Source organism: Nonomuraea mesophila (assembly GCF_004352805.1).
Taxonomy (GTDB): domain Bacteria; phylum Actinomycetota; class Actinomycetes; order Streptosporangiales; family Streptosporangiaceae; genus Nonomuraea; species Nonomuraea longispora.
The window spans coordinates 131,143-156,214 of the sequence record NZ_SMLD01000001.1 but is presented as its reverse complement, the minus strand read 5'-3'; the positions used below and the strand labels follow the sequence as shown (position 1 = coordinate 156,214).

The 25,072-nt window shown below is 67.1% G+C and carries 26 protein-coding genes and 1 tRNA gene; 19 read left to right on the top strand and 8 right to left on the bottom strand.

Translation table 11 applies throughout. The annotated features are described in order from the left end of the window. Positions 1–5 precede the first annotated feature (5 nt). On the bottom strand, positions 6–425 hold the full coding sequence (locus tag E1295_RS00885) for a winged helix-turn-helix transcriptional regulator (protein WP_246079753.1): 420 nt from the start codon (positions 423–425) through the stop codon (positions 6–8). A gap of 74 nt (positions 426–499) precedes the next feature. On the opposite strand from E1295_RS00885, the gene E1295_RS00880 reads away from it, so the two are divergent. Next, positions 500–1,135, top strand: a complete 636-nt coding sequence (locus E1295_RS00880) for an FMN-dependent NADH-azoreductase (protein ID WP_132627685.1) — start codon at positions 500–502, stop codon at positions 1,133–1,135. A gap of 233 nt (positions 1,136–1,368) precedes the next feature. On the opposite strand, the gene E1295_RS00875 is transcribed toward E1295_RS00880, so the two are convergent. Beyond that, positions 1,369–1,761: an SCO4402 family protein gene (locus tag E1295_RS00875; protein WP_425465328.1), complete on the bottom strand. Its 393-nt coding sequence runs from the start codon at positions 1,759–1,761 to the stop codon at positions 1,369–1,371. A gap of 532 nt (positions 1,762–2,293) precedes the next feature. On the opposite strand from E1295_RS00875, the gene E1295_RS00870 reads away from it, so the two are divergent. The 3 genes from E1295_RS00870 to E1295_RS00860 all read left to right on the top strand — a co-directional run bounded on the left by E1295_RS00870 (position 2,294) and on the right by E1295_RS00860 (position 3,948). Further along, on the top strand, positions 2,294–2,506 hold the full coding sequence (locus E1295_RS00870; protein WP_132627683.1) for a hypothetical protein: 213 nt from the start codon (positions 2,294–2,296) through the stop codon (positions 2,504–2,506). After that, on the top strand, positions 2,499–2,939 hold the full coding sequence (locus E1295_RS00865; RefSeq protein WP_132627682.1) for a type II toxin-antitoxin system VapC family toxin: 441 nt from the start codon (positions 2,499–2,501) through the stop codon (positions 2,937–2,939). The genes E1295_RS00870 and E1295_RS00865 overlap by 8 nt, the downstream gene beginning before the upstream one ends. A 289-nt stretch (positions 2,940–3,228) precedes the next feature. Continuing rightward, entirely contained in the window at positions 3,229–3,948 is a 720-nt protein-coding gene (locus E1295_RS00860; protein ID WP_132627681.1) for an aminoglycoside phosphotransferase family protein, read from the top strand. A gap of 382 nt (positions 3,949–4,330) precedes the next feature. On the opposite strand, the gene E1295_RS00855 is transcribed toward E1295_RS00860, so the two are convergent. Then, complete coding sequence (locus E1295_RS00855; protein ID WP_132627680.1) at positions 4,331–5,155, bottom strand: inositol monophosphatase family protein; 825 nt, start codon at positions 5,153–5,155, stop codon at positions 4,331–4,333. Next, complete coding sequence (locus E1295_RS00850; protein ID WP_132627679.1) at positions 5,152–6,024, bottom strand: DUF5919 domain-containing protein; 873 nt, start codon at positions 6,022–6,024, stop codon at positions 5,152–5,154. Before E1295_RS00850 ends, E1295_RS00855 begins: the two co-directional genes overlap by 4 nt. Before the next feature lie 795 nt (positions 6,025–6,819). On the opposite strand from E1295_RS00850, the gene E1295_RS00845 reads away from it, so the two are divergent. The 9 genes from E1295_RS00845 to E1295_RS00810 all read left to right on the top strand — a co-directional run bounded on the left by E1295_RS00845 (position 6,820) and on the right by E1295_RS00810 (position 13,808). Further along, positions 6,820–7,551 carry a GntR family transcriptional regulator gene (locus tag E1295_RS00845; RefSeq protein WP_225271129.1) on the top strand — a complete coding sequence of 244 codons (732 nt, stop codon included), beginning with the start codon at positions 6,820–6,822 and terminating at the stop codon, positions 7,549–7,551. Positions 7,552–8,067: 516 nt separating this feature from the next. After that, positions 8,068–8,481 carry a plasmid replication, integration and excision activator gene (locus E1295_RS00840; protein WP_132627677.1) on the top strand — a complete coding sequence of 138 codons (414 nt, stop codon included), beginning with the start codon at positions 8,068–8,070 and terminating at the stop codon, positions 8,479–8,481. Beyond that, a complete protein-coding gene (locus tag E1295_RS00835; RefSeq protein WP_132627676.1) occupies positions 8,478–8,756 on the top strand; it encodes a hypothetical protein in 279 nt (92 codons plus the stop codon). Before E1295_RS00840 ends, E1295_RS00835 begins: the two co-directional genes overlap by 4 nt. Next, on the top strand, positions 8,753–9,055 hold the full coding sequence (locus E1295_RS00830) for a hypothetical protein (protein ID WP_132627675.1): 303 nt from the start codon (positions 8,753–8,755) through the stop codon (positions 9,053–9,055). The genes E1295_RS00835 and E1295_RS00830 overlap by 4 nt, the downstream gene beginning before the upstream one ends. Before the next feature lie 88 nt (positions 9,056–9,143). Next, entirely contained in the window at positions 9,144–10,553 is a 1,410-nt protein-coding gene (locus E1295_RS00825; protein ID WP_132627674.1) for an FtsK/SpoIIIE domain-containing protein, read from the top strand. Beyond that, positions 10,550–10,702: a hypothetical protein gene (locus tag E1295_RS48415; protein WP_166427018.1), complete on the top strand. Its 153-nt coding sequence runs from the start codon at positions 10,550–10,552 to the stop codon at positions 10,700–10,702. The genes E1295_RS00825 and E1295_RS48415 overlap by 4 nt, the downstream gene beginning before the upstream one ends. 29 nt (positions 10,703–10,731) lie before the next feature. Next, on the top strand, positions 10,732–12,261 hold the full coding sequence (locus E1295_RS00820) for a replication initiator (RefSeq protein ID WP_132627729.1): 1,530 nt from the start codon (positions 10,732–10,734) through the stop codon (positions 12,259–12,261). A 12-nt stretch (positions 12,262–12,273) separates the two neighbouring features. After that, positions 12,274–12,480 (top strand): helix-turn-helix domain-containing protein, encoded by a 207-nt coding sequence (locus E1295_RS00815; RefSeq protein WP_225271124.1) that lies wholly within the window; start codon positions 12,274–12,276, stop codon positions 12,478–12,480. Then, entirely contained in the window at positions 12,480–13,808 is a 1,329-nt protein-coding gene (locus E1295_RS00810) for a tyrosine-type recombinase/integrase (RefSeq protein ID WP_132627673.1), read from the top strand. Before E1295_RS00815 ends, E1295_RS00810 begins: the two co-directional genes overlap by 1 nt. 101 nt (positions 13,809–13,909) lie before the next feature. Here the strand turns inward: E1295_RS00810 and E1295_RS00805 are convergent. Beyond that, positions 13,910–13,983 (bottom strand) — tRNA-Gly (locus E1295_RS00805). A gap of 101 nt (positions 13,984–14,084) precedes the next feature. Here E1295_RS00805 and dcd point away from each other — a divergent pair. The 3 genes from dcd to E1295_RS00790 all read left to right on the top strand — a co-directional run bounded on the left by dcd (position 14,085) and on the right by E1295_RS00790 (position 16,539). After that, complete coding sequence (gene dcd / locus E1295_RS00800; RefSeq protein WP_132627672.1) at positions 14,085–14,660, top strand: dCTP deaminase; 576 nt, start codon at positions 14,085–14,087, stop codon at positions 14,658–14,660. Between the two features lie 251 nt (positions 14,661–14,911). Continuing rightward, positions 14,912–15,529, top strand: a complete 618-nt coding sequence (locus tag E1295_RS00795; RefSeq protein ID WP_132627671.1) for a DUF47 domain-containing protein — start codon at positions 14,912–14,914, stop codon at positions 15,527–15,529. A 5-nt stretch (positions 15,530–15,534) separates the two neighbouring features. Then, positions 15,535–16,539 (top strand): inorganic phosphate transporter, encoded by a 1,005-nt coding sequence (locus tag E1295_RS00790; RefSeq protein ID WP_132627670.1) that lies wholly within the window; start codon positions 15,535–15,537, stop codon positions 16,537–16,539. A gap of 7 nt (positions 16,540–16,546) precedes the next feature. On the opposite strand, the gene mshD is transcribed toward E1295_RS00790, so the two are convergent. Next, positions 16,547–17,473: a mycothiol synthase gene (mshD, locus tag E1295_RS00785; protein WP_246079752.1), complete on the bottom strand. Its 927-nt coding sequence runs from the start codon at positions 17,471–17,473 to the stop codon at positions 16,547–16,549. A gap of 108 nt (positions 17,474–17,581) precedes the next feature. On the opposite strand from mshD, the gene E1295_RS00780 reads away from it, so the two are divergent. Both E1295_RS00780 and E1295_RS50575 read left to right on the top strand, forming a co-directional pair. Then, complete coding sequence (locus E1295_RS00780; protein WP_132627668.1) at positions 17,582–19,405, top strand: bifunctional metallophosphatase/5'-nucleotidase; 1,824 nt, start codon at positions 17,582–17,584, stop codon at positions 19,403–19,405. 337 nt (positions 19,406–19,742) lie between these two features. Further along, a complete protein-coding gene (locus tag E1295_RS50575) occupies positions 19,743–20,921 on the top strand; it encodes an alpha/beta hydrolase (protein WP_132627667.1) in 1,179 nt (392 codons plus the stop codon). 144 nt (positions 20,922–21,065) lie between these two features. Here the strand turns inward: E1295_RS50575 and E1295_RS00770 are convergent, their stop codons facing one another. Further along, on the bottom strand, positions 21,066–22,430 hold the full coding sequence (locus E1295_RS00770; protein ID WP_166427016.1) for a sensor histidine kinase: 1,365 nt from the start codon (positions 22,428–22,430) through the stop codon (positions 21,066–21,068). 221 nt (positions 22,431–22,651) lie between these two features. Here E1295_RS00770 and E1295_RS00765 point away from each other — a divergent pair, with 221 nt between their 5' ends. Next, positions 22,652–23,632 (top strand): NAD-dependent epimerase/dehydratase family protein, encoded by a 981-nt coding sequence (locus E1295_RS00765; RefSeq protein ID WP_132627665.1) that lies wholly within the window; start codon positions 22,652–22,654, stop codon positions 23,630–23,632. A gap of 10 nt (positions 23,633–23,642) precedes the next feature. Here the strand turns inward: E1295_RS00765 and E1295_RS00760 are convergent, their stop codons facing one another. Next, positions 23,643–25,043 (bottom strand): MFS transporter, encoded by a 1,401-nt coding sequence (locus E1295_RS00760; RefSeq protein WP_132627664.1) that lies wholly within the window; start codon positions 25,041–25,043, stop codon positions 23,643–23,645. Between the last annotated feature and the right edge of the window lie 29 nt (positions 25,044–25,072).

Sequence of the window (25,072 nt, the reverse complement as noted above, 5' to 3'; positions counted from 1 at the left end):
GTCGGTTATCGAGCCGGGGTGGTGACCGAGGTCTTCGCGCGGCCCACGCCCGTGGCCTCGCTGGAGGCTCGGTTGCTGGCGACCTCCCCGTGGTGGGCGACTGCCCACGCGGCCATCGCTGTGACCGCGTTCAGGAGTGACCGGCCGAGGTCGGTCAGGTCGTACTCCACCCGTGGCGGGACCTCGGCATACGCGGTCCGGGTGATCAGCCCGTCACGCTCGAGGTGCTTGAGGGTCTGGGTCAGCATCCGCTGCGAGATCCCCGGGATGCTTGCCTGCAGGTCGGAGTAGCGCAGGGATCCGGTGCTCAGGGTGCTGATGACCAGCACCGTCCACTTGTCGCCGATGCGGTCGAGCACCTCCCGGATGAAGGCGCTGTCCTCCGGCCACGACTGGCACGGGCCGCTGATCCGTCGCGCTGTCACCACCTCAATACCTCCCAGGCCGTACGTAACCGCATTCCCAGTATGAACCTACCTATCCAACTAAGGAAACACCGATGTCGTACCTGCTTCACGTCGATTCCTCCTCGCTCGGCGAGGCCTCGGTCTCTCGGAACGTGGCCCGAACCTTCCTCGAAGGCTGGGACGGGGACGTCGTCCACCGGGACCTGGCCGCAGCTCCGGTCCCGCACATCAGCGCCGCAGGCGTGACCGCCCGCGAGACCGACCCCGCCGACCACACCGCTGAGCAGGCCGCCGCGGCCGCTCTCCAGGACGAACTCATCGAGGAGTTCCTCGGCGCCAACGCCTACTTGTTCACTGTGCCGATGTACAACCTGTCGATGCCATCGGTCTTCAAGGCCTGGCTCGACCAGATCATCGTCTTCGGCCGCACCGTCCGACCTTCCCCTGCCGCCGGACGCCCCGCGGTGCTGATCTCCGCGCGGGGCGGCGGCTACGGGCCTGGCACGCCCAACCACGGCCTGGACTACGTCGTGCCCACCACCGAAGCGGTCCTCGGAAGAGAAGAGCTGCTCGGACTCGAGGTCCACACGGTGATCCCCGAACTCATCATGGCCACGCACAACCCCGCACTGGCCGAACTCCTCCCGAAGCACGAGGCATCCATGGCCGACGCTCACCAGCGTGTCCGCGAGCTGGCCGCGACGATCACCAACGCGACCGCCGCCTGAACTTCCCAGCGGCCACTGACCACAACTGCTGCGACGGCGCTGAGACAGGCACGTCTTGCCTGACGCCTTCACCGGACCTGACCTGACGAAGCTCTGCCGGCTCGACGAGCTCGGCCTCAAAGCCGCCACGCGGGGAAACAAGATCGCGGCGGACTTAGGAATAACGAACGAGGCCCAGGTGTCGGGACCTGCCGGTCTATCTGGGCTTTCATGACGCTCCTACACGCAAGGCGTCATGAGCTCTGCTTGCCGGAGGATAAGGCCCGGTAGGCGGCGCCGGCCGAGTTCAGGACGTTGGTCCACTCAGGATGGTCGAGATAAGCGTTGTCCGGAGCGGTAGGGCCGAGGTCATCGAGGGCGCGCAAGAGGGCGTCGACCACCGTCTGCACGAGGTCGGCTTCTCGCTGATCAACGAAAAGGTGAGGGATCAGTGCTCGTGCGCCGTGTTGGTCGATGAAGGTGTCGTCGATCAGCCAGTGCACGGCAGCGGTGAGATCCGGCGATCCTTCCCCGGATCGCCAGTGCTGATCCTGGTAGTCGTGGTCGCCTAAGGCTCGTAGTGCCTCGAGCACGTCCTCGCGTTGCTCTGGCCCCCGCACCCACTGTTTACCCGGATGTTCTTCCATCACGGAAGGAAACTACTGGGGACCTGTCGATGCCACGTCGTTGTGGGCGTGGTGGTCGGCGATGAGGGCCCCGCTGGTCAGTCATGATCCGCACCTTGGGCTGGGGCGCCATATGAGCCCGGGTTAGCGACAGACTGGCCTGTTCGGGGAGGGCATCAGCCGGCCCACCGTGTAACCGGGCAACGGGCGGGCTTGTCCGGGGGTCGAAGGGGGCGGAGCCCCCTGGGAAGCACTGTCTGGAACACTGAGGCGCGAAGCGCCCCATGTGGAAGGCCGCGCAGTGAGGCCCCGCAACGAGGGGAGCGGGTGACGGGAATCGAACCCGCGCTGTCAGCTTGGGAACTCTTTCAAGATCACACGGGCTGAACTGGAGAAACACCGACCTGGGCGTATGCCGGTCGAGTGACCGTGAGTCTCCCTGAGCCTCCGTAGATCGCTCTGCGAACGGGCACGCAACGGGCACGGCCACCGGCCTGCCTCGCCCTGCACAAATGGTCAGAGAGACAAGCCTGACGAGGCATAGACTGCGAGCATGAGCGCGATGCGTGAAGAGTTGCATGCTCTGGTCGATCGGCTTCCGGATGACCGTGTCCAGCCGGTCCTTGCACTTGTCCGCGAGAACCTCGAAACGGCTGGTCGGCGCGAGCGAGCGCTGGCCGTTATGGAGCGGGTTCAGGAGAGGATGCGCGGTGTGACGGGCGTCGACGAGGAACTGGACCGTCTCCGGGAAGGCGCGCGTGGCTGACGCGTACGTCGTGGACACTGGTGTGTTCCTACGGTGGTTCGTCGATCAACCTGGCTACGGGCACGCCCGCCAGATCCGGGACGACTTTCTGCACGGCCGGGTAAGGCTGGAGACAGCGGACTTCGCGCGGATTGAGGTTGCCGGAGTGCTGCGAAAGAAGGGCCTGCTCGCGGGGCGGCTGTCCGCAGATGAGTTCATTGCGGCCGTTCGAATCATTGACGAGCTCGGTGTCCGGGTTCATCCCGTGGACGCCGACCGGTTGGAGCGGTCCGCCGCCCTGGCGGTGCGGTTGACGTTGCGCATGTATGACGCCGTCTTCGCACAGCTTTCTCTCGATCAAGGGATTCCGCTGCTGACGACCGACGCAAAACTCCACCGGGCGCTTGATGGCGTCGTCGAGACTGAACTTCTCAAAGACTCAAGCCCTCAGTGATCACCGCTGAGCGGTGGGGCTGGACGCTGTTGCACAGACACTGGAGCGGGTGACGGGAATCGAACCCGCGCTGTCAGCTTGGGAACCGCATCGATCACGACTTGATGAGGCGCTGAGCTGGACGGAAAGCCGGTCCTGAGTGACCGCGGTTGACCCCCTGTCACCCCTCTTAATGGCCCGCTAATGGCCCGGTGATCAGCCCGCGAGCTGCTGCTTTTCGCGCAACGCGCGGTGCCGATCTCGGCACGCAATGGAGCATGTTGGAGCGGCATGTCCCATCATGGAGGTTGTGATCGAGGAGCCTCTCACCGGTGGAAATAATTCGCTGGAAGTGGTGCGCGTTGGCGACACAGTGCGCCGCGCTCGTGATGCGGGCGCTGAGTTCGCTTGCCAGGTGCTGCTCTACTTGGAGTCTGTCGGATACCCGTACGCACCACGCTACTTTGGTATCGACGAACACGGCCGGGACATACTGACCTTCATTCCAGGTAACACCACCGATCATCCCACGCAGCGAGCACCCGGCGCGTATGCCTGCGGGGGTCGAATGCTGCGCGACCTGCACGAAACAACCGCTGGGCATGTCCTAGCCGCCTCCGCCGAATGCGTCATCCACGGTGACCCAGGCCCGTTCAATACCGTCTTTCAAAGGGGTCTGCCGGTGGCCTTCATCGACTGGTCGTCGAGCCGTCCCGGGAACCGGCTCGACGATCTGGGCTACATGGCGTGGACCTGGTGCATCCAGTCCCAAGGCCGAGTTCCGATCGACCAACAGGCCCAGCATTTGCGTGAACTACGCGACGGCTACGGCGACGTCGATCCCGAACGACTCCTGGACGCGATAGTGCGTAGGCAGACCAGCATCGTTGACGCGGAGGCAGCCAACGCAAGTAATCACCACCTCACTGCGACCCGTCGCCAGCACGCCGAAGCCGCCATCGCCTGGGCGACAGCGGACCGCGAGCTTGTCTATGAGCACAAGGCGCTCCTGCTATCTGCATTGGCATGAAGTACCAGCCGTGAAGAGCTCGCAAGGCCTTCTGCTTCGTTCCCCAATCAAAGGACGAAGGTGGGGTTAGGCCATGCCGCTGATCGACAGTACCGAGGTGCTCGGTGGGCCGGGGCTGAGGAACGAAGCCCTGGACCTTCGATCGCCCCCAACCATGCACGGTGTCCAGCCATGCAGTGGCGATCGTAGGGCTGTATCTGTGCAGCGGCGTGGCAACCCCGGTCGGTGCGTTCGATTGGTACGGCAGGGCCGGTGTGCGGTGGCCGGCCCGGTGTCCCGCCGCCGTCCGGGACCGGCCCCCAGGCCGCACGCCCGGACGGCGGGCGGGCGGAGGGCCGGGGGTACGGCGGCGCGCCGCGCCGCCGCTTGATACCTACAAGAGCTATTCGGCAACGTTCCGGTCGAGCACCACTGCCTTGCGGGTCTCGGCGATGAGTTCCACGAGATCGGCTACAAGCTTGGGGCTTGCGGCGATGGTCGCCTGGGCGGTCATGCTGTGCGGACTGCCGTCGAGATCGATCACCGTTGCTCCCGCTTCTCGGGCAATGATGACGCCTGCTGCGGTGTCCCACGGGTTGTTACTGAGCATGATGGTGGCGTCGATCCTGCCGTGCGCCACCCACGCGAGATCGATCGCGGCTGAGCCGAACATCCGGATGCGCTGGACACGAGCGGCGAGTTCTTGGGTCAGGGCGAGCCGCGGCCGGTTGCGCTCGTCAGCGTTCTCCCCCACGGCGTAGTCGCCGATCGCCACGATCGCACTCTGCAACTCGCGGGCATCGCTCACCTGAATCGCGGATCCGTTGGCGACAGCGCCGGACTCTTCAGCCGCCGAGTAGCGGAGGTTGAGGAACGGCAGGTCGATCACACCGAGTGTGGGCGTGTCCTTGTCGATCAGCCCCAGGGAGGCACCGCAGAGCGGGATGCCGTGTAGAAAATTGGCCGTTCCGTCTACCGGGTCCAGCGCCCACATCAGGCCGTCGCCCAGGTGACTGACGCCTTCCTCCTCGCCCAAAAATCCGATTTCGGGCGTCTCGCGAGACAGGAATTCCCTTACGGCATCTTCTACGGCGTAGTCCACCTCTGTCGCCATGTCCCGGTCGCCCTTGGCCGTGATGACGCCGGGAGCCTTGGTGCGGATGATCTGGCTGGCGATCGACACGGCACGTTCAGCGATGGGGAGAACAGTCCTGGCGTCGATGGTCATACGGGTTTGCTCCGCTCCCACATATCTCTGAACACCTGGTCGAAGATGGGGAACAGCCCCTCTGCGGCGGTGTCGTCTTTGATCACAAAGGTAGGTGAATCGACTCCGCGCGCCTGTGGAAGATACGGCTGCACCACGCACAACCCTCGGTCCACGATGATCAGGTTGAATCGGATCGTCTCGTCGTAGACGTGGAGTTCAAGGCGTTGGGCCGACGTGGTGTCGAGCCGATCGCGCAGCCTGGTCAGCATGCTGATGTTGAGCGCCGTTAGGGTCGTCAGGGTGCTGTCGGTGTAGCCCTCTTCTGCTTCGCGGGCGCGGATCGACTGGCCCTTCGGGTCGAGGAAGAGGCAGCGGATGCGCGTGCCTGAGTCGAGCAGACGCTTGAGCTGATGATCGGGATAGCTCTGGCAGAGGATGTTGAGCGACAGGCCTGCTGCGTTGATCTCCTTCGCGTCGTCGAACATCGATGATGCCGGGTATGCGGAGGAGAAGGCCGAGCGGCTACTGAAGACCGCGGTTACATCGGCCATCTGCGGCATGGCGCAGGCGGCGGTGTCGGGGCCGGCGCTTCTGGCTGGCTCCGGATCTGTTCTCTGTGCGGGGATCTCGACGGCGGTCGTGGTGAACAGCTCATGTACCGACCTGCCCGGGAACATCGCCTCCAAGACGCGGCAGTGGCCTGAGTACGGCACACCCTTGAGCTCCCCGTTCAGCCATCGGTGGAGCTGTGCCCGGCTCGGCCAACCGCCCTGCAACGACGGGTCCACCTTCTTGGCCGCCTTGTCGTACTCCTTACAGAATGTGCTGTAGGTCTGCCAATGGCGTTGCGTCAGGAGAGTCTTCAACAGGATCGGCTGGTCAGTCATGATCCGCGCCTCGGGCTGGGGTGCCATATAGGCCCAGGTTAGCGACAGAGACGGGCTCGGACGAGACCAAGAGGAGACGAAAAGAGACGAGGCGATTACAGACGGTACTCGCGAGCGATCGAGACGTGACAACTCCTCGGGCAATCCTCGTTGCATGACTGCGCCATGCAACTCCTGCTCAGGACGAGGCTGGAAGTACATCAGCCTCCGCCGGGCCGTGGTGGTGGACGAGAACAACTCAGGCGATGCCGCTCCTGATGACCGACACCGCGATGACTGCTGGCGGTGCAGCGGGACCGGACGGGCGGGTGCGCTGCTGTGAACGTCTACGTCGGCTGCTTTGCGCCTCACGTGGGTCCGCCTCGGCCAAACTGCATGCGCCTGGTCTGGCGGGAGGTGGTACGCGAGCAGGGTCCGCCGCGCGTGATCGAGTTCACCTGCGAGTGCGAGGACATCATCTACGAACGGTGTCGCGAGGGTGGCCTTGCCTACATCCGTCGGACTACGCGTCTCGATGGAGTGGTGCAGCAGATTCACGAGACGTATCGCTGGCGATCCAAGGAGGCGCAAGACGTCTGGATTGCTCTCCTCAATGGTGAGGCGCGATAGGCGGGCGCGGCGGATGGCGAGTTCAGGGGTGCCATTGCGTCGCGTCTTGGTGCTGGTGGAGGGGCTGTCTGTGGCGCAGTCAGATGGTTCCTCCACCAGCTCGTACGCTTCCTGTAGCTGAGGGGGATGACAGGCTGTCCAACTAGAACTACGCTTTACGACAAGTCGAGTTGTTGGGTGGTCGTCATGTCGTCCGAAGAGTTCGCGCCCCCGAAGTACGCCCAGATCGTGCAGACGATCAGGCAAAAGATCGCGGACGGGACCTATCCGCCCGGCTCTCTGCTGCCCTCCGAGACGCAGCTCGTCCGCGAGTTCAGGGTGAGCCGGCCAACCGTCGTTCGCGCCCTCCAAGTTCTCCAGCTCCGTGGAGTCATCGAACGGGAGCACGGCAAGGGGTCCTTCGTGAAGGCCGCGCCACCAGGCGCCGCTCACCAGACTCCCCGTCCGGGCAGGGCCGTCCTCGACCGCGTGGAGGTGGACGAGAACTGCACTGTCATCGAGGCTGGATCGCTCGCAGCCAGCGCTGCGGTCGCGAAGCTTCTGGACGTGCCGGAGGGATCCGCGGTGGTGCGGCGTCGGGTTCTCTTTCGCGACGATGAGCGGCCGACTGACCTGTTCACCGTGTGGTGCCCGGCGCATCAGGCCGAAGAGACACAGCTCGGTGAAGCCCAGCCACTCACCGTTGGCATCAGAGAGCACCTTCGGGCGAGCAAGGGTGTCAAGCTTCAGCACGTCGTCGAGCGGCTGAGCGCTCGACACCCTTCGTCAGACGAAGCCAAGCTCATGGAGGTCCGCAAGAACGCGCCCGTCCTCGGGGTGCTGGCCAGTGTCTTCAACGGAGGAGGACGGCCGGTGCTTGTCGTGGACCTCGTTCTACCCGGCGACCTCCATGAGCTAGAGGACTCCTACTCCCTCTAACTCATAGTCCGTTTCTGCGGCGCTCTTGTTCCTCTTTCCAGGCCCGGCTTCGCGCGATTCTCCGCATGAGGGCTTTCTGTTCCTTCTCGGTCAGCTTGTGTCTGGCTAGCTGCCGATTGCGTGCTTTGCTCTTGGCGACTTCGATCCACCGCGTGCCCCGCACGCCTGGTGGCAGCCCCATGGGCTCGTCGTCGGGCTCGCTCCTGATCGACATGTCGCGAGCGTGGTTGAGGTCGTACCGTAATTTCGAGATCTCGCACTCCTTGCACGGTCCCATATCGGCGCGACTGCCACATGGTCCCCGCACGAGCTTTGGAGATCACGTGGAGTTGATCGTCATTTAAACCGATCCATCCGCTATGCCGCAATGGCTTATGGATGGATTTGTCATAGCCTCATAAAAGATCTTGAAGAAATCCCGCTAACTCGTGTTGTCAAGTCCCTGACCTGCGGGTACCTTCATGACAACTCGGCAAGACGAGTTAGCGACAAGACGACCAGCTAGGAGTAAGCCTCATGGCACTGCAAGGTCCCATCCCCGTCACGTTCGACATGGTCTTCCCGCACGGCTGCTACATCGTGGGGGACGTCGAGCCCGTCAAGGACTTCGACGCCTCGACCAACGGGCGCTTCGTCCAGACCCGCGACAAGCAGAGCGGAGAGCTCGTCTGGCAGGTCAGCGTCATGGACGCCGACCCCACGCTCAAGGCGGCTCAGAAGACCGTCTCCGTCAAACTGCTCGGCCCGACTCAGCCGGTTCCTCCGGCTCCGATGGCCGGGCTGCCGTTCACGCCGGTCGAGTTCGACCAGATGACCGCCACGCCGTACGTCAACCAGGCCGGAAGGCTGGCGTACTCGATCAAGGTTCGCGAGATGCGCGCTCCTCGTCCGGCCGGTAGGGCGACGACCGCTGCCAAGGACGCGGCGTGATGGGGCGGCGGAAGGCCCGCCCGGTCAGCACGATCGCGCTCAAGGTCGGTCAGGGCGCTGACGCACGGAACCATCCGTACCCGCAGCGGTCGCCGGTCCTGGGGCTCGTCTTCGGCGGTACGCAGGTGCTCGTCACCACGTCGGCCAACGATCACGTCACCCTCGACGACGTCGAATTCGCTCGGGCTCTGGCGCGAGAGGCCGCCATGTTCGCCGGAGCGGTCGAGCGCATGTTCCACGGCCTCCCGAACGGTCTGGGGGTGGCGGGTCGATGACGCTCAGCCCGTACACCTACGTCACCGTCTCCCTACGGCCCGATCAGCCGTCGCGGTTCAGCATCGCCTTCTGCTCGGTGGAGCTGCGGGCGCGCGCCTGGCTCGGAGAGAACAGCAGGCCCTGCTTCGACCTCGACACCTCGGACGCCTCGGTGACCGTCTCGACCGCGGGACCGGTGACCGACGACGACCTGACCGTTGCTCGCGAGATCTTCAACGCCGCCGCTCGCTATCTGGCTGACTGCGAGCGGCTGCACTCCGGCGAGTCAGGCAAGGCCACCGACGGCGAGGCGGCCTGATGCTCAGCGGGGCCGCAGGAAGCGGCAACTTCCGGCGGCCCCTCGGCCTTCCGCACACACGCGACATGCATGGAAGGACTTCACCCTAATGTTCAAGAGAATGCCCGGCGACGAGCCGCACCGCATCGTCTCGACCACCCCTGACACGGCGGTGGTCTTCAAACCGGCCGTGGTGCAGACCCCGGCCATCATCACTCTGGTCATCTTCGTCGCCCGGTTCGTAGCCGGCCTCTTCCGTCTGGTCTGGCGGCATCCCGTCGCGCTGGCGGCGATCGCCGTTCCTGCTGGGCTCTGCCTCGTGTACGGCTGGCGCGTCGCGCTGCTGCTCGTCGTTCCCGCTCTCGTGGCCATGGGCGCCTGGGCGATCCTCGACAGGCCGACGTTCGCGCGGTGGATCGGCTGGCGGCTGGTCGCCTTCGCACGCTGGTTCTGGATCTATCGGCGGCACTGGCAACCGGTCATGGCCGTCGCCGGACTGGCTCGGCACCTTCGCGGACGGGAGTACGTTCCGCGGCTGGTCAAGGTCACATCCGACTCCTGGGCCGATCGGCTCACCGTCCGCATGCTCGACGGCCAAGCGGTCAAGGACTGGTCCGACAGGATCGAGAACCTGTCCCACGGCTTCGGGTCGGAGAGTTGTCGGGTCGCGGTGGCCAGGGCCGGTCACCTCGTGCTGACCTTCCCACGTCACGATCCGCTGGCCACGCCGATTGCAGCGCTACCGATCCCGGATACCCCGACTGTCGGGGCGGTCGAGATCGGCAGGCAAGAGGACGGCTCGCCGTGGCTCCTCCGGCTGCACGGGACTCATGTCCTCGTCGCCGGGGCCACGGGGGCGGGCAAGGGCTCGATCATCTGGTCAGCGATTCGTGGCCTCATGCCTGCCATGCATGCGGGCCTGGTCGAGATCTGGGCGCTCGACCCGAAGCTGATGGAGCTGTCGTACGGCAGGGCTCTCTTCGGCGGCCGGTACGCGGCTGATCCCGCTGACTGCGCTGACCTGCTCGACGAGGCCGTGACTGTCATGCAGAAGCGTGCCGCTCGCTTCGCCGGAATTCAACGATCACACACACCCACTCTCGACGACCCGTTCGTTCTGGTCGTGGTCGATGAGGTGGCCTTCCTGACCGCCTACCAGTCCGACAGGCAGCTCAGGCAGCGCATCTCGGCTGCTCTGGCCACGCTGACCACTCAGGGACGCGCGGTCGGCGTCGGCGTCCTGGCGGCTCTCCAGGACCCTCGCAAGGAGGTCATGAACATTCGCAACCTCTTCCCGGACAAGATCGCTCTACGGCTCGACGAATCGGAGCAGGTGGACATGGTGCTCGGTGACGGGGCTAGAGATCGCGGTGCGCTGGCCGATCGCATCTCTCCTCGTCCAGAGCGGGGAGCGGGCGTCGGGTACGTGCGGCTGGAGACCAGTCCTGATCCGATTCGCGTCCGGGCCGCGTACGTCTCCGACGATGACATCCGCGCGATGGTCGGTGAGGTCCGATGACACTGGCTCACTTCCTCGACGGCCTCCGCTGCGCCTCCTGCGGCGTGCTGAATGTCCTCTGGCTCGACGCGATGCGCGGCTTGGTCGAGTGCTCCGAGTGCGGACAGATCGCGCTCACGTTCCCCAAGGTTGGAGAGGAGGTTCGTTGAACGACCGCAATACTCCGCGAGCCATCCGCATGGCTCAACCGCTCGCCCGCGACGTAGCCGAGGAGATCGCCAAGCTTCACGGCGTCTGCATCCGGCCCGTCGCGCTCAGGCGGCTCGACATGACGACCGGCAAGTCAGAGGTCGTCGATGTTCCGTGCGGCTCACCGCTGGAGAGCAAGTGTCCTCCGTGCGCCAAGCGCAACCGACAGCTTCGGATGGCGCAGTGCAGGGAGGGATGGCACCTCGATGAGGAGCCGATCATCACGCCCGACGAGGCGACCGACGGGCAGCGCTGGCTCGTCGAGTTCCGGGCCGACATGCAGGCCAAGCGCGACGAGGAGGAAAAGGCCGGCGGCGACACCTCCGACTTGGACGCCGTGCTCACCGGGCTCGACGTCGAGATCAACGAGGCCGGGATGCGCGGGAACGTGCTGGGTCGTACGGGATCCAAGCGGGTCCGCTCGACCAAGCGCCGCCAGGACGCGCCCGACCTACCCAAGCGGAAGATGGCTAGCACGACTCTGGGCCGGACCTTCGAGGCGGCGGACGGCAGGACCTACCGGCCCTCCCTGTTCGTCACCCTCACCCTGCCGAGCTACGGCAAGGTCATGAACGGCGCTCCCGTCGATCCGGACACGTACGACTACGTCGGGGCGGCCCGTGACGCGCTGCACTTCTCCAAGCTCGTGGACCGGTTCGTACAGAACCTTCGCCGCGTCGCTGGTTACGACGTGCAGTACTTCGCCACGGTGGAACCTCAGAAGCGGCTCGCTCCGCACCTGCACATGGCCGTCCGGGGCACCCTGCCGCGCGCCGAGATGAAGCAGATCGCGGCGGCCACCTATCACCAGGTCTGGTGGCCTCAGGCGGATGAAGCCCGCTTCGAGGGTGACCGACTGCCCATCTGGAACGACGGCTACGTGGACCCCGACACGGGCGAGGTCCTGCCCACCTGGGACGAAGCTCTCGACCAACTCGGCGACGAGCCCATGCACGTGATCCGCTTCGGCGATCAGGTGGACGTGAAAGGTGTGCTCGCCGGGTCGCCGGACGCCGACCGGTGCATCCGGTACCTGTCCAAATACCTGACGAAGAGCCTCGGCGAGAACTTGGACGGTCAGGCCCAGCGTGATCACGCGGCCCGCTTCGTTGATGCCCTGCGCTACGAGCCGTGCTCGCCGACCTGCCCGAACTGGCTGCGGTACGGCGTGCAGCCCAAGAACGCCAAGCCGGGGATGGTTCCCGGTTGCTGCCGGTCCAAAGCACACAAGCCTGAACACCTCGGCTACGCCGGTCGCCGGGTCCTTGTCTCCCGCAAGTGGAGCAACAAGACCCTCGCCGAACACAAGCAGGACCGCCGTACGTGGGTCCTGGAAGCGCTCGGCCAGGCCGACGAGCCCACCGACCCGCACCGCTACGTCTGGCAGCCGGTCAGACCCGGCGATCCCGATGTCTCGCCGATCGGCGTACGGCTCCTTCGATCCATCGCCGAACGCCAGCGATGGCGTGCCCACCTGAGACGGCTCGAAGAACTTTCGGCAACTCCACAGGCAGCCTGAGAGGAGGAGATCTTGGATCAACTGTTCACCGTCCCGGAAGCGGCCGAACTGCTCAGCACCTCGGTTCGCTTCGTCCGCAGACTGATCGCCGAACGCCGAATCGAGTTCGTCAAGGTCGGGCGGCACGTCCGCATCCGAGAGTCCGCACTGATCGCCTTCGTCGTCGCCGGGACCGTCGCGCCCATGACGACCTTCGACGCAACCGGGAGGGCCGCCTGATGGCCAACAAGGAGAACCACCGCCGTTTCGGCAACATCCGCAAGCGGGAGTCCGGGCGGTACCAGATCCGCTATCCCGCACCGGACGGCCGGATGCGTACGGGCACCGACACCTACGAACGCAAGTCCGACGCGGAACGGGCGCTGTCACTCATCGAGGCACAGATCATCAAGGGCGAATGGAACGATCCAGAACGCGGCAAGGTCAAGCTGCGCGACTACGCCGAAACTTGGATCGCCCAACGCCCCGGCCTGCGTCCCCGGACCGTCGATCTCTATCGCTGGCTGCTCAAGAAGCACATCACGCCACATCTCGGCAACGTCCCGATAGCCAAGATCAGCACTTCGGCTGTTCGGCAGTGGCGGGCTGACCTGCTCGACAACGGAGTATCGGTGAGCATGGCGGCCAAGGCGTACCGGCTGTTGCGAGCCGTACTGATGACCGCCGCCGACGACCGCGTCATCCCACAGAATCCGTGCCGGATCCGCGGGGCCGGCGACGAGCACGCGCAAGAGCGTCCCGTGCTCACTGTCTCCCAGGTGTTCGAACTGGCCGACCGAGTCGGGCTACGTCCGATCGGCAATGTCCGCAAGATCAAGGACGGGACATACCGGCTGCGCTTTCAACGGCACGGCGCGATGCGGACCCATCCGGAGATCTTCCACGCGCGTGCGGCGGCTGAGCGTGCACTGTGGAAGATGGCCATGGAGGGAAAGGCCGACTCCACCCAGGACCGGAGGTTCCGTGCGATGGTGCTGCTGGCCACCTTCGCGAGCCTGCGTTGGGGTGAGGTCAGCGCACTACGCCGGATGGACGTCGATCTCAAGGCGCGTACGGTCCGCGTACGGGTCGCCTTCGTCGAGCGCTCCGCGGGCGGGCTGGTGCTGGGACCTCCCAAGTCCAAGGCCGGACGCCGGACGGTCGGCATCCCACAGAGCATCGTCCCCGTCCTGAAAGAACACATGAACACCTACGTCCAGGACGAGCCGGGCGCCCTCATGTTCCCAGCGGCCAAGGGCGGTCCGATACGCCGCAGCGGCTTCAACACCCGCACACGATGGGTGGACGTCGTCTCGGAGGTGGGCCTGTCAGGGCTCCACTTCCACGATCTGAGGCACACGGGCAACATGCTGGCCGCCGAGTCCGGCGCGGGCCTGAAGGACCTCATGGCTCGCATGGGACACGACAACGTACGAGCGGCCATGATCTACCAGCACGCAGTCAGGGGAGCCGACGAGGCGATCACCAACGCCATCGATCGGCAACTCGGAGCACGTGACGATGACGACGACGAGGGCACGGCGGGCGCGCTGGTCCCAGCAGGGTGATCAAGAGCTAATGGCCCGTTAATGGCCCGCGAAGATCGAACAAGTCCGGAAACAATCAAGGCCCGGGTCGGGATTCATGTCCCTACCTGGGCCTCACCAGTTGGAGCGGGTGACGGGAATCGAACCCGCGCTGTCAGCTTGGGAAGCTGATGTTCTGCCATTGAACTACACCCGCGTACGACCCGAAGTCGCGTCCCCCACTGTAGCGGAAACTTGCCCCGGATCAGCAATCCCCGGCTCGCGGACTTTCGCCCTCGAGACGGTAGGTTGCAGTGCGTGCTGCTATCCGACCGTGACATCCTCGCCGAGATCGACGCCGGCCGGCTCGTGCTCGATCCGTTCGACCAGGACATGATCCAGCCGTCCAGCATCGATGTGCGGCTTGACCGGTTCTTCCGAGTGTTCGAGAACCATCGGTACCCGCACATCGATCCGTCCATGGAGCAGCCGGATCTCACGCGGATGGTGGAGCCGGCGGGGGACGAGCCGTTCATCCTGCATCCTGGTGAGTTCGTGCTGGCCTCCACGTACGAGATGATCACGCTTCCCGATGATCTGGCGTCGCGGCTGGAGGGCAAGAGTTCGCTGGGGCGGCTGGGATTGCTGACGCATTCGACGGCGGGGTTCATCGATCCTGGGTTCAGCGGGCACGTGACGTTGGAGTTGTCGAACGTGGCGACGTTGCCGATCAAGTTGTGGCCGGGGATGAAGATCGGACAGCTGTGCGTGTTCAGGCTCAGCTCTCCTGCCGCGCATCCGTACGGGTCGGACAAGTACGGGTCGCGCTATCAGGGGCAGCGGGGGCCGACGCCGTCGCGGTCGTTCCGGAACTTCCACCGGACCAAGATCTAAATAAAGATGAACATCAGATGAACAGTCAGGGAACATCCTGGTGAGGAAAGTGGGGGCACCCCGGGTCGAGGCGATGCGGACAGGCCGTTTAAGCTCAGCTGGAGCTGCAAAAAGCGCCCAAACTACCGGGGTTTCCGGTGTCGTACAACATGCTCCGGGTAGCCATTAGGCGAAGGGGACATGAAGTTCGTAATTCGCCTGGCTACCCGTACCCTCTTCCACGGACCATCCCCGCACATCTGGAGAACGACGTGCGCCTGCGTCTCACGCCTCGTGAGGACAGCTACTACGACCTGTTCGCCGACTCGGCGAACAACCTGGTCACCGCGTCCCGGCTGCTGGTAGAGATCATCAGCGACGGATCGGACAGGGAGACCCTGGCCGAGAAGATGCGCGCCTGCGAGCACGCCGGCGATGAACGTACTCACGCGATCATGAACCGGCTCAACGAGAGCTTCATCACTCCCTTCGACCGCGAGGACATCTACCGGCTCGCCTCCAACCTCGATGACGTGATGGACGCCATGGAGGCGGCGTCCGACCTCATCGTGCTGTATCAGATCGACCACCTGCCCAAAGACGTCGTCAGGCAGGTCGAGGTGCTGGAGCGAGCCGCCGAGCTGACCGCGGAGGCCATGCCGCGGCTGCGTTCGATGAAGAACCTCAACGAATACTGGATCGAGGTCAACCGCCTGGAGAACCAGGGTGACCAGGTCTATCGGAGGTTGCTGGCGAAGTTGTTCAGCGGCGAGTACGACGCCCTCACGGTCATGAAGATGAAGGAGGTCGTCGACGCCCTCGAAGAGGCGGCCGACGCCTTCGAGCACGTGGCCAACACCGTCGAGTCGATCGCGGTCAAGGAAAGCTAAGCCCGGTGGACCTCACGCTCGGCCTCGTCATCGGCGTGGTCGTCATCGCACTGGCATTCGACTACACCAACGGGTTCCACGACGCGGCGAACGCCATCGCGACCTCCGTGTCGACCCGGGCCCTCACACCCAGGGCCGCGCTGTTCATGGCGGCGGCCATGAACTTCATCGGCGCCCACCTGGGCACCCAGGTCGCTCAGACGGTCGGCAGAGGCATCATCGACGCACCTGACGGCTCGCACGGCCTGGTCATCGTGGCGTCGGCGCTGATCGGCGCGATCGCCTGGAACATGATCACCTGGTATTTCGGTCTGCCCTCCTCCTCCAGCCACGCGCTCATCGGCGGCCTGGTGGGCGCCGCGCTGGCCTCGGCCAGCGTGGTGCACTGGGACGGCGTCATGGAGAAGGTCGTCATCCCGATGATCTTCTCGCCCCTGGTCGGGTTCAGCCTCGCCGCCGCGATCATGATCGCAATATATTGGATCTTCCGCAACAGCCAGCCCGGCAAGACCAACCGCGGCTTCCGCTACGCGCAGACCGTCTCGGCCGCCGCCATGGCGCTCGGGCACGGGCTGCAGGACGCGCAGAAGACGATGGGTGTCATCTTCCTGGCACTGACGGTCGGCGGTTTCGCCGACAAGAACGATCCGATCCCGCAGTGGGTCATCCTGGCCGCCGCGGGTGCGATCTCGCTGGGCACGTACGCCGGCGGCTGGCGCATCATGCGCACGCTCGGCCGGCGCATCATCGCGCTCGACCCGCCCCAGGGGTTCGCCGCGGAGTCGGCGGCGGCGACCGTGCTCTACGGGGCCGCCATCGGGTTCGGGGCGCCCATCTCCACCACGCACACGATCACGTCAGCGATCATGGGCGTGGGGGCCACCAAGCGGCTCAGCGCCGTACGGTGGGGCGTCGCGGGCAACATCGTGACGGCATGGATCCTCACCATCCCGGCCGCGGCGTTCGTGGCGTCCGTCTCCTACTTCATCCTTCACGCGATCGTGGAGTAGGCGCCTCTCAGGAACCTGGCGCACCGGCCTCGGGGGCCGCGTACATGACGTCCACGTCATACCGGTCGAAGCCGAGGGACTCATACAGCCTGATCGCCGCCGTGTTGGCCTCGTCCACGTACAACATCGCCTGGGCGAGGCCGCGCTCCCGGATGTGGTGCAGTCCGGCCAGGGTGAGGGCCTTGCCGAGGCCGGTGCCCTGCTGGGAGGGGTCGACGCCGACGACGTACACCTCCCCCAGAGGCTCGTGGCCGTGTTCGGACGAGCCGTGCACCTTCGTCCAGTGGAAGCCGGCCAGCCGGTCGCCGCGGAAGGCCAGGAAGAAGCCCTCGGGGTCGAACCAGGGTTCCTGCTCGCGCCGCAGCAGGTCGTCCATCGTCCACGCGCCCTGCTCGGGGTGGTCGGCGAACGCCTCGGCGTTGACCTTGAGCCACGCCTCCTCGTCCTGGCCGGGTGCGAACATACGCAGGCCGACGTCCGGAGGAAGGGTGACGGGAGGCAGCGGGGCGGACAGGGATCGCCGCATCTGCCACAGCGAGCGTACGCGCTCGAACCCGAACGCGGCCGCCAGCGCCCCCGCTCCCGGATGCCCGCCGTGGGCCCAGAGGCGCGCCCGGCCGCCCGCCTGGTCCATCACGGACCTCAGCAGCCGCGCGCCGTGGCCGCGGCGGCGGTGGGCGGGGTGGACGACGAGTTCCGCGCTGGGCCCCTCGACCTCGTCGGTGGGGTCGACGTGGGCGTAGCCCGCCAGGGTGCCGTCGTCCATGAGCAGCAGGGAGCGGGCCTGCGGGTCGCCGCCGTAGCGCAGATGGAGCATCACATGCTCGTTGAGCGGCCGTACGCCGTCCGCCTCCGTCGCGGCCTGGACCAGGCCGAGCACGTCGGTGATCTCCTGGTCATCGAGTACTTGCCGAACTTCCACACGCACACTCACAGAACGAACTCTAGGCCTACGACTGGCAAATAACGCCATGGCAGCGCCCGGCAAATCGTTACCTTTGCGACATCGGCTGCACGGACAACGGTCGTAACGTCTTGGGCCATGACGTCTCGTTCCTTCCTCCGGCTGGCGCTGGCCGGAGCCGTCGCCTCGGGAGCGGTCACGCTCTCCGCCCTTCCGGCGGACGCGAGCAAGCCACCGCGTACGGTCCCCGTACGGCTGCTCGCCCTCAACGACTTCCACGGCAACCTCGAGCCTCCGACCGGCTCCTCCGGGCGCATGGTCGACGAGCACGGCAACACGGTCGACGCCGGCGGCGCGGCGTACGTCGCGACCCACATGAAGGCCCTGTCCGACAGGAACACGATCGCGGTGGCCCAGGGCGACCTCATCGGGGCGACGCCGCTGATCTCGGCCGCCTACCACGACGAGCCGTCCGTCGAGTTCCTGGGCAAGCTGGGGCTCAAGGTGGCCGCGGTGGGCAACCACGAGTTCGACGAGGGCTACGCCGAGCTGCGGCGGATCATGAAGGGCGGCTGCCACCCGGTGGACGGCTGCTCGCCCGCCGGTGAGTGGAAGGGCGCGGCGTTCGACTACGTGGGCGCGAACGTCCTGTTCAAGAACCGCCACGCCAAGACCGACGCGCCGGCGGCGCTCGGCGACTCGAACGCGGCCGAGCTCAAGCAGGCGCTCGGCGGCTCGAACGCGGCCGAGCTCAAGCAGGCGCTGTCCGGCTTCGGCGTGCCCGCGCTGCCGCCGGTGAGCGTCAAATGGATGAACGGCGTGCCGATCGGCTTCATCGGCCTGGTCACGAAGACGACGCCGGGCATCGTGTCGAGCGAGGGGATCAAGGACCTCACGTTCGTGGACGAGGTCAAGGCCGCGAACGTGGCGTCCAAGCTGCTCAGGCTCGTGGGCGTCAAGGCCCAGGTCGTGCTCGTGCACGAGGGCGACCAGGTGGAGCAGGGTCGGTCGCCCGACGCGTGCAGCGCCGTACCGGGGGCGGGCAACCGCATCGCGACGCAGGTGGACCCGGAGATCGACGTGGTGCTCAGCGGCCACTCCCACCAGGCGTACGTGTGCACGGTGAAGGATCCGAGGGGCAGGGACCGGCTCTTCTCGCAGGGCGGCTCGTTCGGGCGGGTCATCACGCAGGTGGACATGAAGGTGGACGCCAGGACGCGGGACATCGACCGCGCCTCGCTCGTGGCGGACAACCACGTGGTGACCCGAACAGTCACCCCAGATCCCGAAATTTCGACGTTCGTGCAGACGTGGAAGGACCGCGTCGCCCCCGTCGCCAACAAGGCCATCGGCACGATCACCGCCGACATCACCAACACGGCCGCGCCCTCAGGCGAGTCGCCCCTCGGCAACCTCATCGCCGACGCGCAGCTCGCCGCCACTCAGACCGGCGGCGACGCCCAGATCGCGCTGATGAACCCAGGTGGGGTGCGGGCCTCGCTGTCGCATGCCTCGTCACCGGCCGGCGAGGGCGACGGGGTCGTCACGTACGGCGAGGCCTTCACCGTTCAGCCGTTCAACAACCTCATGCAGGTCGTCACGCTGACCGGCGCCCAGCTCAAGACGGTGCTGGAGCAGCAGTTCCCCGGCGGACCCAACAACCAGGCGTTCACCAAGATCCTGCAGCCCTCGGCGAACTTCACCTACACCTACAGCACGAGCGCCGCCTGGGGCTCGAAGGTGTCCGACATGAAGATCGACGGGACGCCGGTGACCGACACGCAGACCATCCGGGTCGCGGCCAACAACTTCCTGGTGGGCGGCGGCGACGCGTTCCTCGCCTTCCAGGAGGGGACCGACGTGTGGAGCGGGCCGCTCGACATCGACGCCTTCGTCGACCACCTCGGCAAGGACAACCCCATCGCCCCGCCCGCGACCGACCGCATCACCGTGACCGGCTGACCATTTCGAGGCCCGCCCCTGGGGCGGGCGGGCCCGTCCACACCCTCCATCTCTTACGGCACCGCCAACGTCACCCACCCTCCGCACGCGGCCGGGGGCCTCCAGGGAGACGCGATCTGACCCGCACGTGGCCGGCCACCGCAACGGCGCCCCGCCGGCCCGAAGACGGCCCGACTTCTTCTCCGGTGACGCCCCTCCTGCTCCCTGACCTCGGGTCGCCCCCGGCCACAGGTCTGCTTCGGTCGTCATCGCCACCACTTCGACGTCCAAGCCCGGAACGCGCGTGCGCATCCGACCACGGACATCGTTCGCCGGCGCTTGACCTTGACGTAGCGTCATGAATTCTTATGGAGCCATGAAAATCCGCAGTGACCGGCGCCATGGCGTCGGCCGGGTCCCGCGTGGCAACCTCGACCTGGCCTATGTGCGCGCGGGACGACGGGGCGCGACGCCCCTGTTGGTGGTTCCGGGAGGGCCGGGGATGGGCTCGATCCTTCCCTATCGCCGGCTCCGGCGCATGGCTGCGGACCGAGGGTTCGATGTGATCATGGTCGAGCATCGGGGTGTCGGCTTCTCCCGCCGTGACCGTGCCGGGGTGGATCTACGGTCGGAGGATCTCACCGTCACCGCGGCGGTCGAGGATCTCGTGGCAGTGCTCGACGTGTGCGCTGTGGACCGTGCCGTCGTCTACGGCACCTCCTACGGCGGCTATCTCGCGCAGGTGCTCGGCGCCACCCACCCGCAGCGTGTGGCTGCCATGGTGCTCGACTCCACCTACGCCTCGGTCGACGACTTCGACCTCTGCCGGGCGTACCTGCGCCGGTTGTTGTGGGACGGGGACGACCCCGCGTCCAGAGGCGTGGCGGCGGCGCTGCGCGCCTTGGTGGAGGCGGGAAAGGTCACCGATGAGGAAACGGCCGTCGTGGTCCCGCTCGTCTACGAGCTCGGTGGGGTTCCGCTCCTGTCCAAGCTGCTCATGGCGGTGGGCAAAGGCAGGCGCCGGCTCTGGAATCGGCTGGCCGCCCTGGTCACCGGCGAGCTGACCCGGGTGCGCCCTTACGTCATGGAGTTCGACCTCGCCGGAGTGATCAACTTCCGTGAGTGCTACGCGCAGAAGCCGGACGGCCGTCCCCTGGACCCCGCCCTGCCCTACGCCTCCATCGCCGACCGCTTTCCCTCGTTCACCGGCGAACCCATCGACGCGCCCGCCGCCCTGCGGAGCTTCACCTGGCCTGTCGCCGTGGTGTCAGGAGCCAGGGACCTGCGGTCCATACCGGCTGTCGCGCAACGGATCCGCGACATGACTCCCCACGGCGTGCTCGTGCCCTTCGACGGGCTGGCCCACAGCATCCTGGACAACCATCCCGCCGCGGCGCTGACCATCGCCCGGCAGGTGACAGAAGAAGATCTTCACCGTTTGCCTGCGCGGACGGCCCACCTGGCTGCCCTTCGTGGCCGTGGCAGGGCGGCACTCGGCGCCACGCTGCTGAACCTCGCGCTGACCGGGAGCGCCTGAGGCCTCAGCGCGTCCTGTGCTCCCGCCTCCGCAGCCGTCCCGGAGCGTCAGTAATCGTGGGTGGGCGCGGGTCCGCCCCGTGGTGGCGGGCCGGCAGCACCACGTGGCCTAGCACGTCGGCCGGTCCCCGCACGGGGGAGAGGTTCAGGCGCCCTGGTAGCGAGGGAGGACGAGCACGAAGCGGGCGCCCGGCGCGTGGTCGGCGATGGTGAGCGTGCCGCCGTGGGACAGGGCGATCTCCCTGGACAGGGGCAGGCCGAGGCCGCTGCCGCTCTGGTCCTTGGCCTTGGCGCTGTCCAGTCTGAAGAACCGCTCGAAGACCCGTTCCCTGTCCTCGGGCGCGATGCCCTCGCCGTCGTCGGTCACGGTCACCACCACCCGCCGGCCCTCCTCCACCGCCACCTCCAGGTCGATCCTGGTGTCGGCGTGCCGGGTGGCGTTGTCGAGGAGGTTCGTCAGGATGCGGTCGAGCTGCACGGGCGAGCCGTGGACGGGGGCCGACGCGCACAGGTCGGGGACGATGGCCACTCCGGCGTCCTTGCGGCGGCGTACTTGCTCGACGGCCAGCCGGCACATGTCCACCACGCGGCGGGGCGCGACCGCGCCGGCGTCCAGCCTGGCCAGCATGAGCAGCTCGTCGATGATGCCGGTGAGCCGGTCGACGGTGGCCAGCGCCCGCGCTCCCGTGGCGCGCCAGTCGGTCTCCTCCGGGATGGCGTTGGCCACCTCCAGCTGGGTGCGCAGGGCCGCGATGGGGCTGCGCAGCTCGTGCGAGGCGTCGGCGACGAAGCGCCGCTGGGTCTCGGCGGAGCGTTCGAGGCGGTCGAGGGTGTCGTTCGTGGTGGCGGCCAGATCGGTGATCTCGTCTCCTGTGTCGGGGACGGGTACGCGCCTGCTGAGGTCCTGGCCGGTGATCTCGGCGAGCTTGGAGCGGATGCGTTCGACCGGGCGCAGCGCGAACCCGACCACGAGCCAGGTGATGCCCATGACGCTCGCCAGGATCAGCGGGGCGACGATGAAGGTCTGGATCTCGAACCATCTGATGGCGCGGTCGACGTCGGTGAGCGACGAGGCGCCGTAGACGGCGACAAGGCCGTTCGGGGTCGGCACGGACATCGCCATGACCAGGAAGTGGGTCTCCCCGGCGTTGCGTTCGTGGGGCGCCCAGATCTCCTTGACGTAGACCTTGTCGGGTTCGGCGGGCCGGAACGCCTTGATCTTCCAGTGCACGGCACGGCCGGGGGTGGTCGCGATCACGTCGCCGCTGGGCGTGACCACCTCCAGGAAGTGCACGCGCGCGGGGACTTGGATCGCGGTGGAGAGTTCTCCGGCCCTGGCGTCGCCGGCGACCCTGCGTACGGAGACCTCGACCCTGTCGCGGACCACGTCGCGCAGGTTGTCGGGCACGGTGACGAGCATGAAGGTGGACGTGGCGAAGAGGACCAGCGCCGCGATGGCGGTCGCGATCGCGGTCAGGCGCGCCCGGATCGAGCGAGGGAAGAACCGCATCACCATCCCATGTACTCCGATGTCACTGTTGGTGACACTCACCCGCACAAGGCAATTGCACTATAGATACTCTGATCTGCTGCTATGCCCTTTCGAGGGGCATGATGAACGTAGATCTAATTACGCAGGGTGCAGCATCGCCGCCGCCTTCCGCTCGTGGCGATTCCGCCGAGAGCGTGAGCCCCTGTCGCCCATGGACTCCGCCGGTCAGGGTGAACACCATGAGACTTCTCGTACTGGGCGGCACGGAGTTCGTGGGGCGGGCGGTCGTCGAGGAGGCGCGGGCCCTCGGGTGGGACGTCACGACGTTCAACCGGGGCAGCCGCGACCCGATGCCGGGCGTGACGGCGCTGCGCGGCGACCGGTCGGCCCCCGGCGGCCTCGCGGCACTGGAGCGCGGCGAGTGGGACGTCGTGCTCGACACGTGGTCGCGGGCGCCGTCCGCGGTCAGGGACTCCGCCGCACTGCTGGCCGGCCGGGCGAGCCGCTACGTCTACGTGTCCAGCAGGTCCGTCTATGAGCTGCCGGTGCCCGCGGGCGCCGACGAGGACGCGCCGCTCGTGACGGCCTCGCCCGACGACGGTGACGGCGACTACGCCAAGAACAAGGCGGGCGCGGAGCTGGCGGCCGTCGCCGCGTTCGGCGACCGGGCGCTGCTGGTCAGGGCGGGGCTCATCGTGGGCCCCTACGAGAACGTCGGCCGGCTGCCGTGGTGGCTCAACAGGATCGCGCGCGGCGGGCCGGTGCTCGCTCCGGAGCCCGCCGATCTCGGGCTCCAGTACATCGACGCCCGCGACCTCGCCCTGTGGTCCCTGCGCGCGGCCGAGCAGGGGCTGGGCGGCCCCTACAATCTGGTGAGCCCGCCGGGCTTCACGACGATGGGAGAACTGCTGGAGACGTGCGTGAAGGTGACCGGGTCCGACGCCGAGCTGCGCTGGACCCCGCAGGAGCGCATCTTCGCGGCGGGCATCGAGCCGTGGTCCGACCTGCCGATCTGGCTGCCGGGCGAGCTCCACGGCTTCATGCACGGAGCCGACGTGTCGAAGGCGGTGGCGGCCGGGCTGCGGCCGCGCCCGGTCGAGGAGACGGTCGCCGACACGTGGGCCTGGCTGCAGAGCATCGGCGGCGTGGCGCCCATGCGGCCCGACCGTCCCGTGGTCGGTCTCGATCCAGAAAGGGAGGCGCGCGTCCTGGCCGGATGAGCCGCGAGGATCACAGGCGCCCGGCCTCCCGGCGGGTGCGTACGAGGTCGTAGGCGGCGGCCGCCAGGGCGATCACGACCGACATCAGCACGGCCATCAGGCCGTGCCGGAAGGCCGTCGCCCAGCCCTGGCCGAGTGCGCCGAAGAACGTGGAGCCCGCCAAGGCGATCCCGATCGCCGAGCCCAGCCGCTGCCCCGTCTGCAGCACGCCGGCCGCGCTCCCCCCGCCCTCGGGCGGCACCTCCGACAGCGTGATCGCCTGGTTGGGCGAGATGACCAGGCCACTGCCCATGCCCGCCAGCAGCAGCGGCAACACCGTCGCCAGGCCCACCCCGCGGCCGGGCACCAGCGCGGTCGCCAGCATCGTCGCGCACAGCCCGGCGATCACCATCGTCAGGCCGACCGCCACCACGCGCCGGCCGGCGCGCGACACGAGCCGCCCGCCCACCACCGAGGCCGACGCCGAGCCGAGCGCGAACGGCGTGATCGCCAGCCCTGCCAGCAGCGCGCTGTAGTGCAGCCCGACCTGAAGGTAGAGGGTGAAGATGAAGAAGATGCCGGTGAAGCCGGCGAAGTAGAACAGCGCGATGGCCGTGCCCAGCCGGTACGAACGCCTGCGGAACAACGACAGGTCCACCAGCGGCTCGCGCGGGTAGCGCCGTTCCCAGAGCACGAACCCGGCCAGCACCGCCAGCGAGGCGGGGACGAGCAGCCACTTCGTGTTCCCCTCCCACTGCTGGCGCTGGATGAACGGCAGCAGCAGCCCCACCACGCCGATGCCGAGCAGCAGCACGCCCACCGGGTCCATGCTCTCGCGCCGCCCCTTGCCGGGTTGTGCCGGCAGCGCCCGCCAGGCCAGCGGCAGCAGCACGATCCCGATCGGCACGTTCACCAGGAACACCCACCGCCACCCGTGGTCAGCCCCGGCCAGGCCGACGAGCAGGCCGCCGATCAGCGGCCCCGCGGCCGTGGACACGCCGATGGTGGCGCCGAGCGCGCCGAACGCCCGCCCCCGCTCGGTCCCCCTGAACATCTGCTGGATCAGCCCCGACACCTGCGGGTTGAGCGTGCCGGCCGCCAGGCCCTGCACGAACCTGGCCACGATCAGCACCTTCATGTCCCAGGCCAGCCCGCACGCCGCGCTGGAGGCGGTGAAGAGCGCCACGCCCCAGAGGAAGATCAGGCGGCGGCTCCTGGCGTCCCCCAGCCGCCCGGCGGGCACCAGCAGCAGCCCGAACGCCAGCGCGTACCCCGACACCGTCCACTGCAGCCCGCCCTCCGACGCGTGCAGCGCCTCGCGGATCGACGGGACGGCCACGTTGACGATGCTCACGTCCAGCCCGCTCATGAACGCCGCGACCAGGCAGATGGCCAGCGCGTGTTTGCGCTTGTCACCCCCGAATGGCCTCATCACGGCAGTCTCTCCGCGGATCGGCGGAG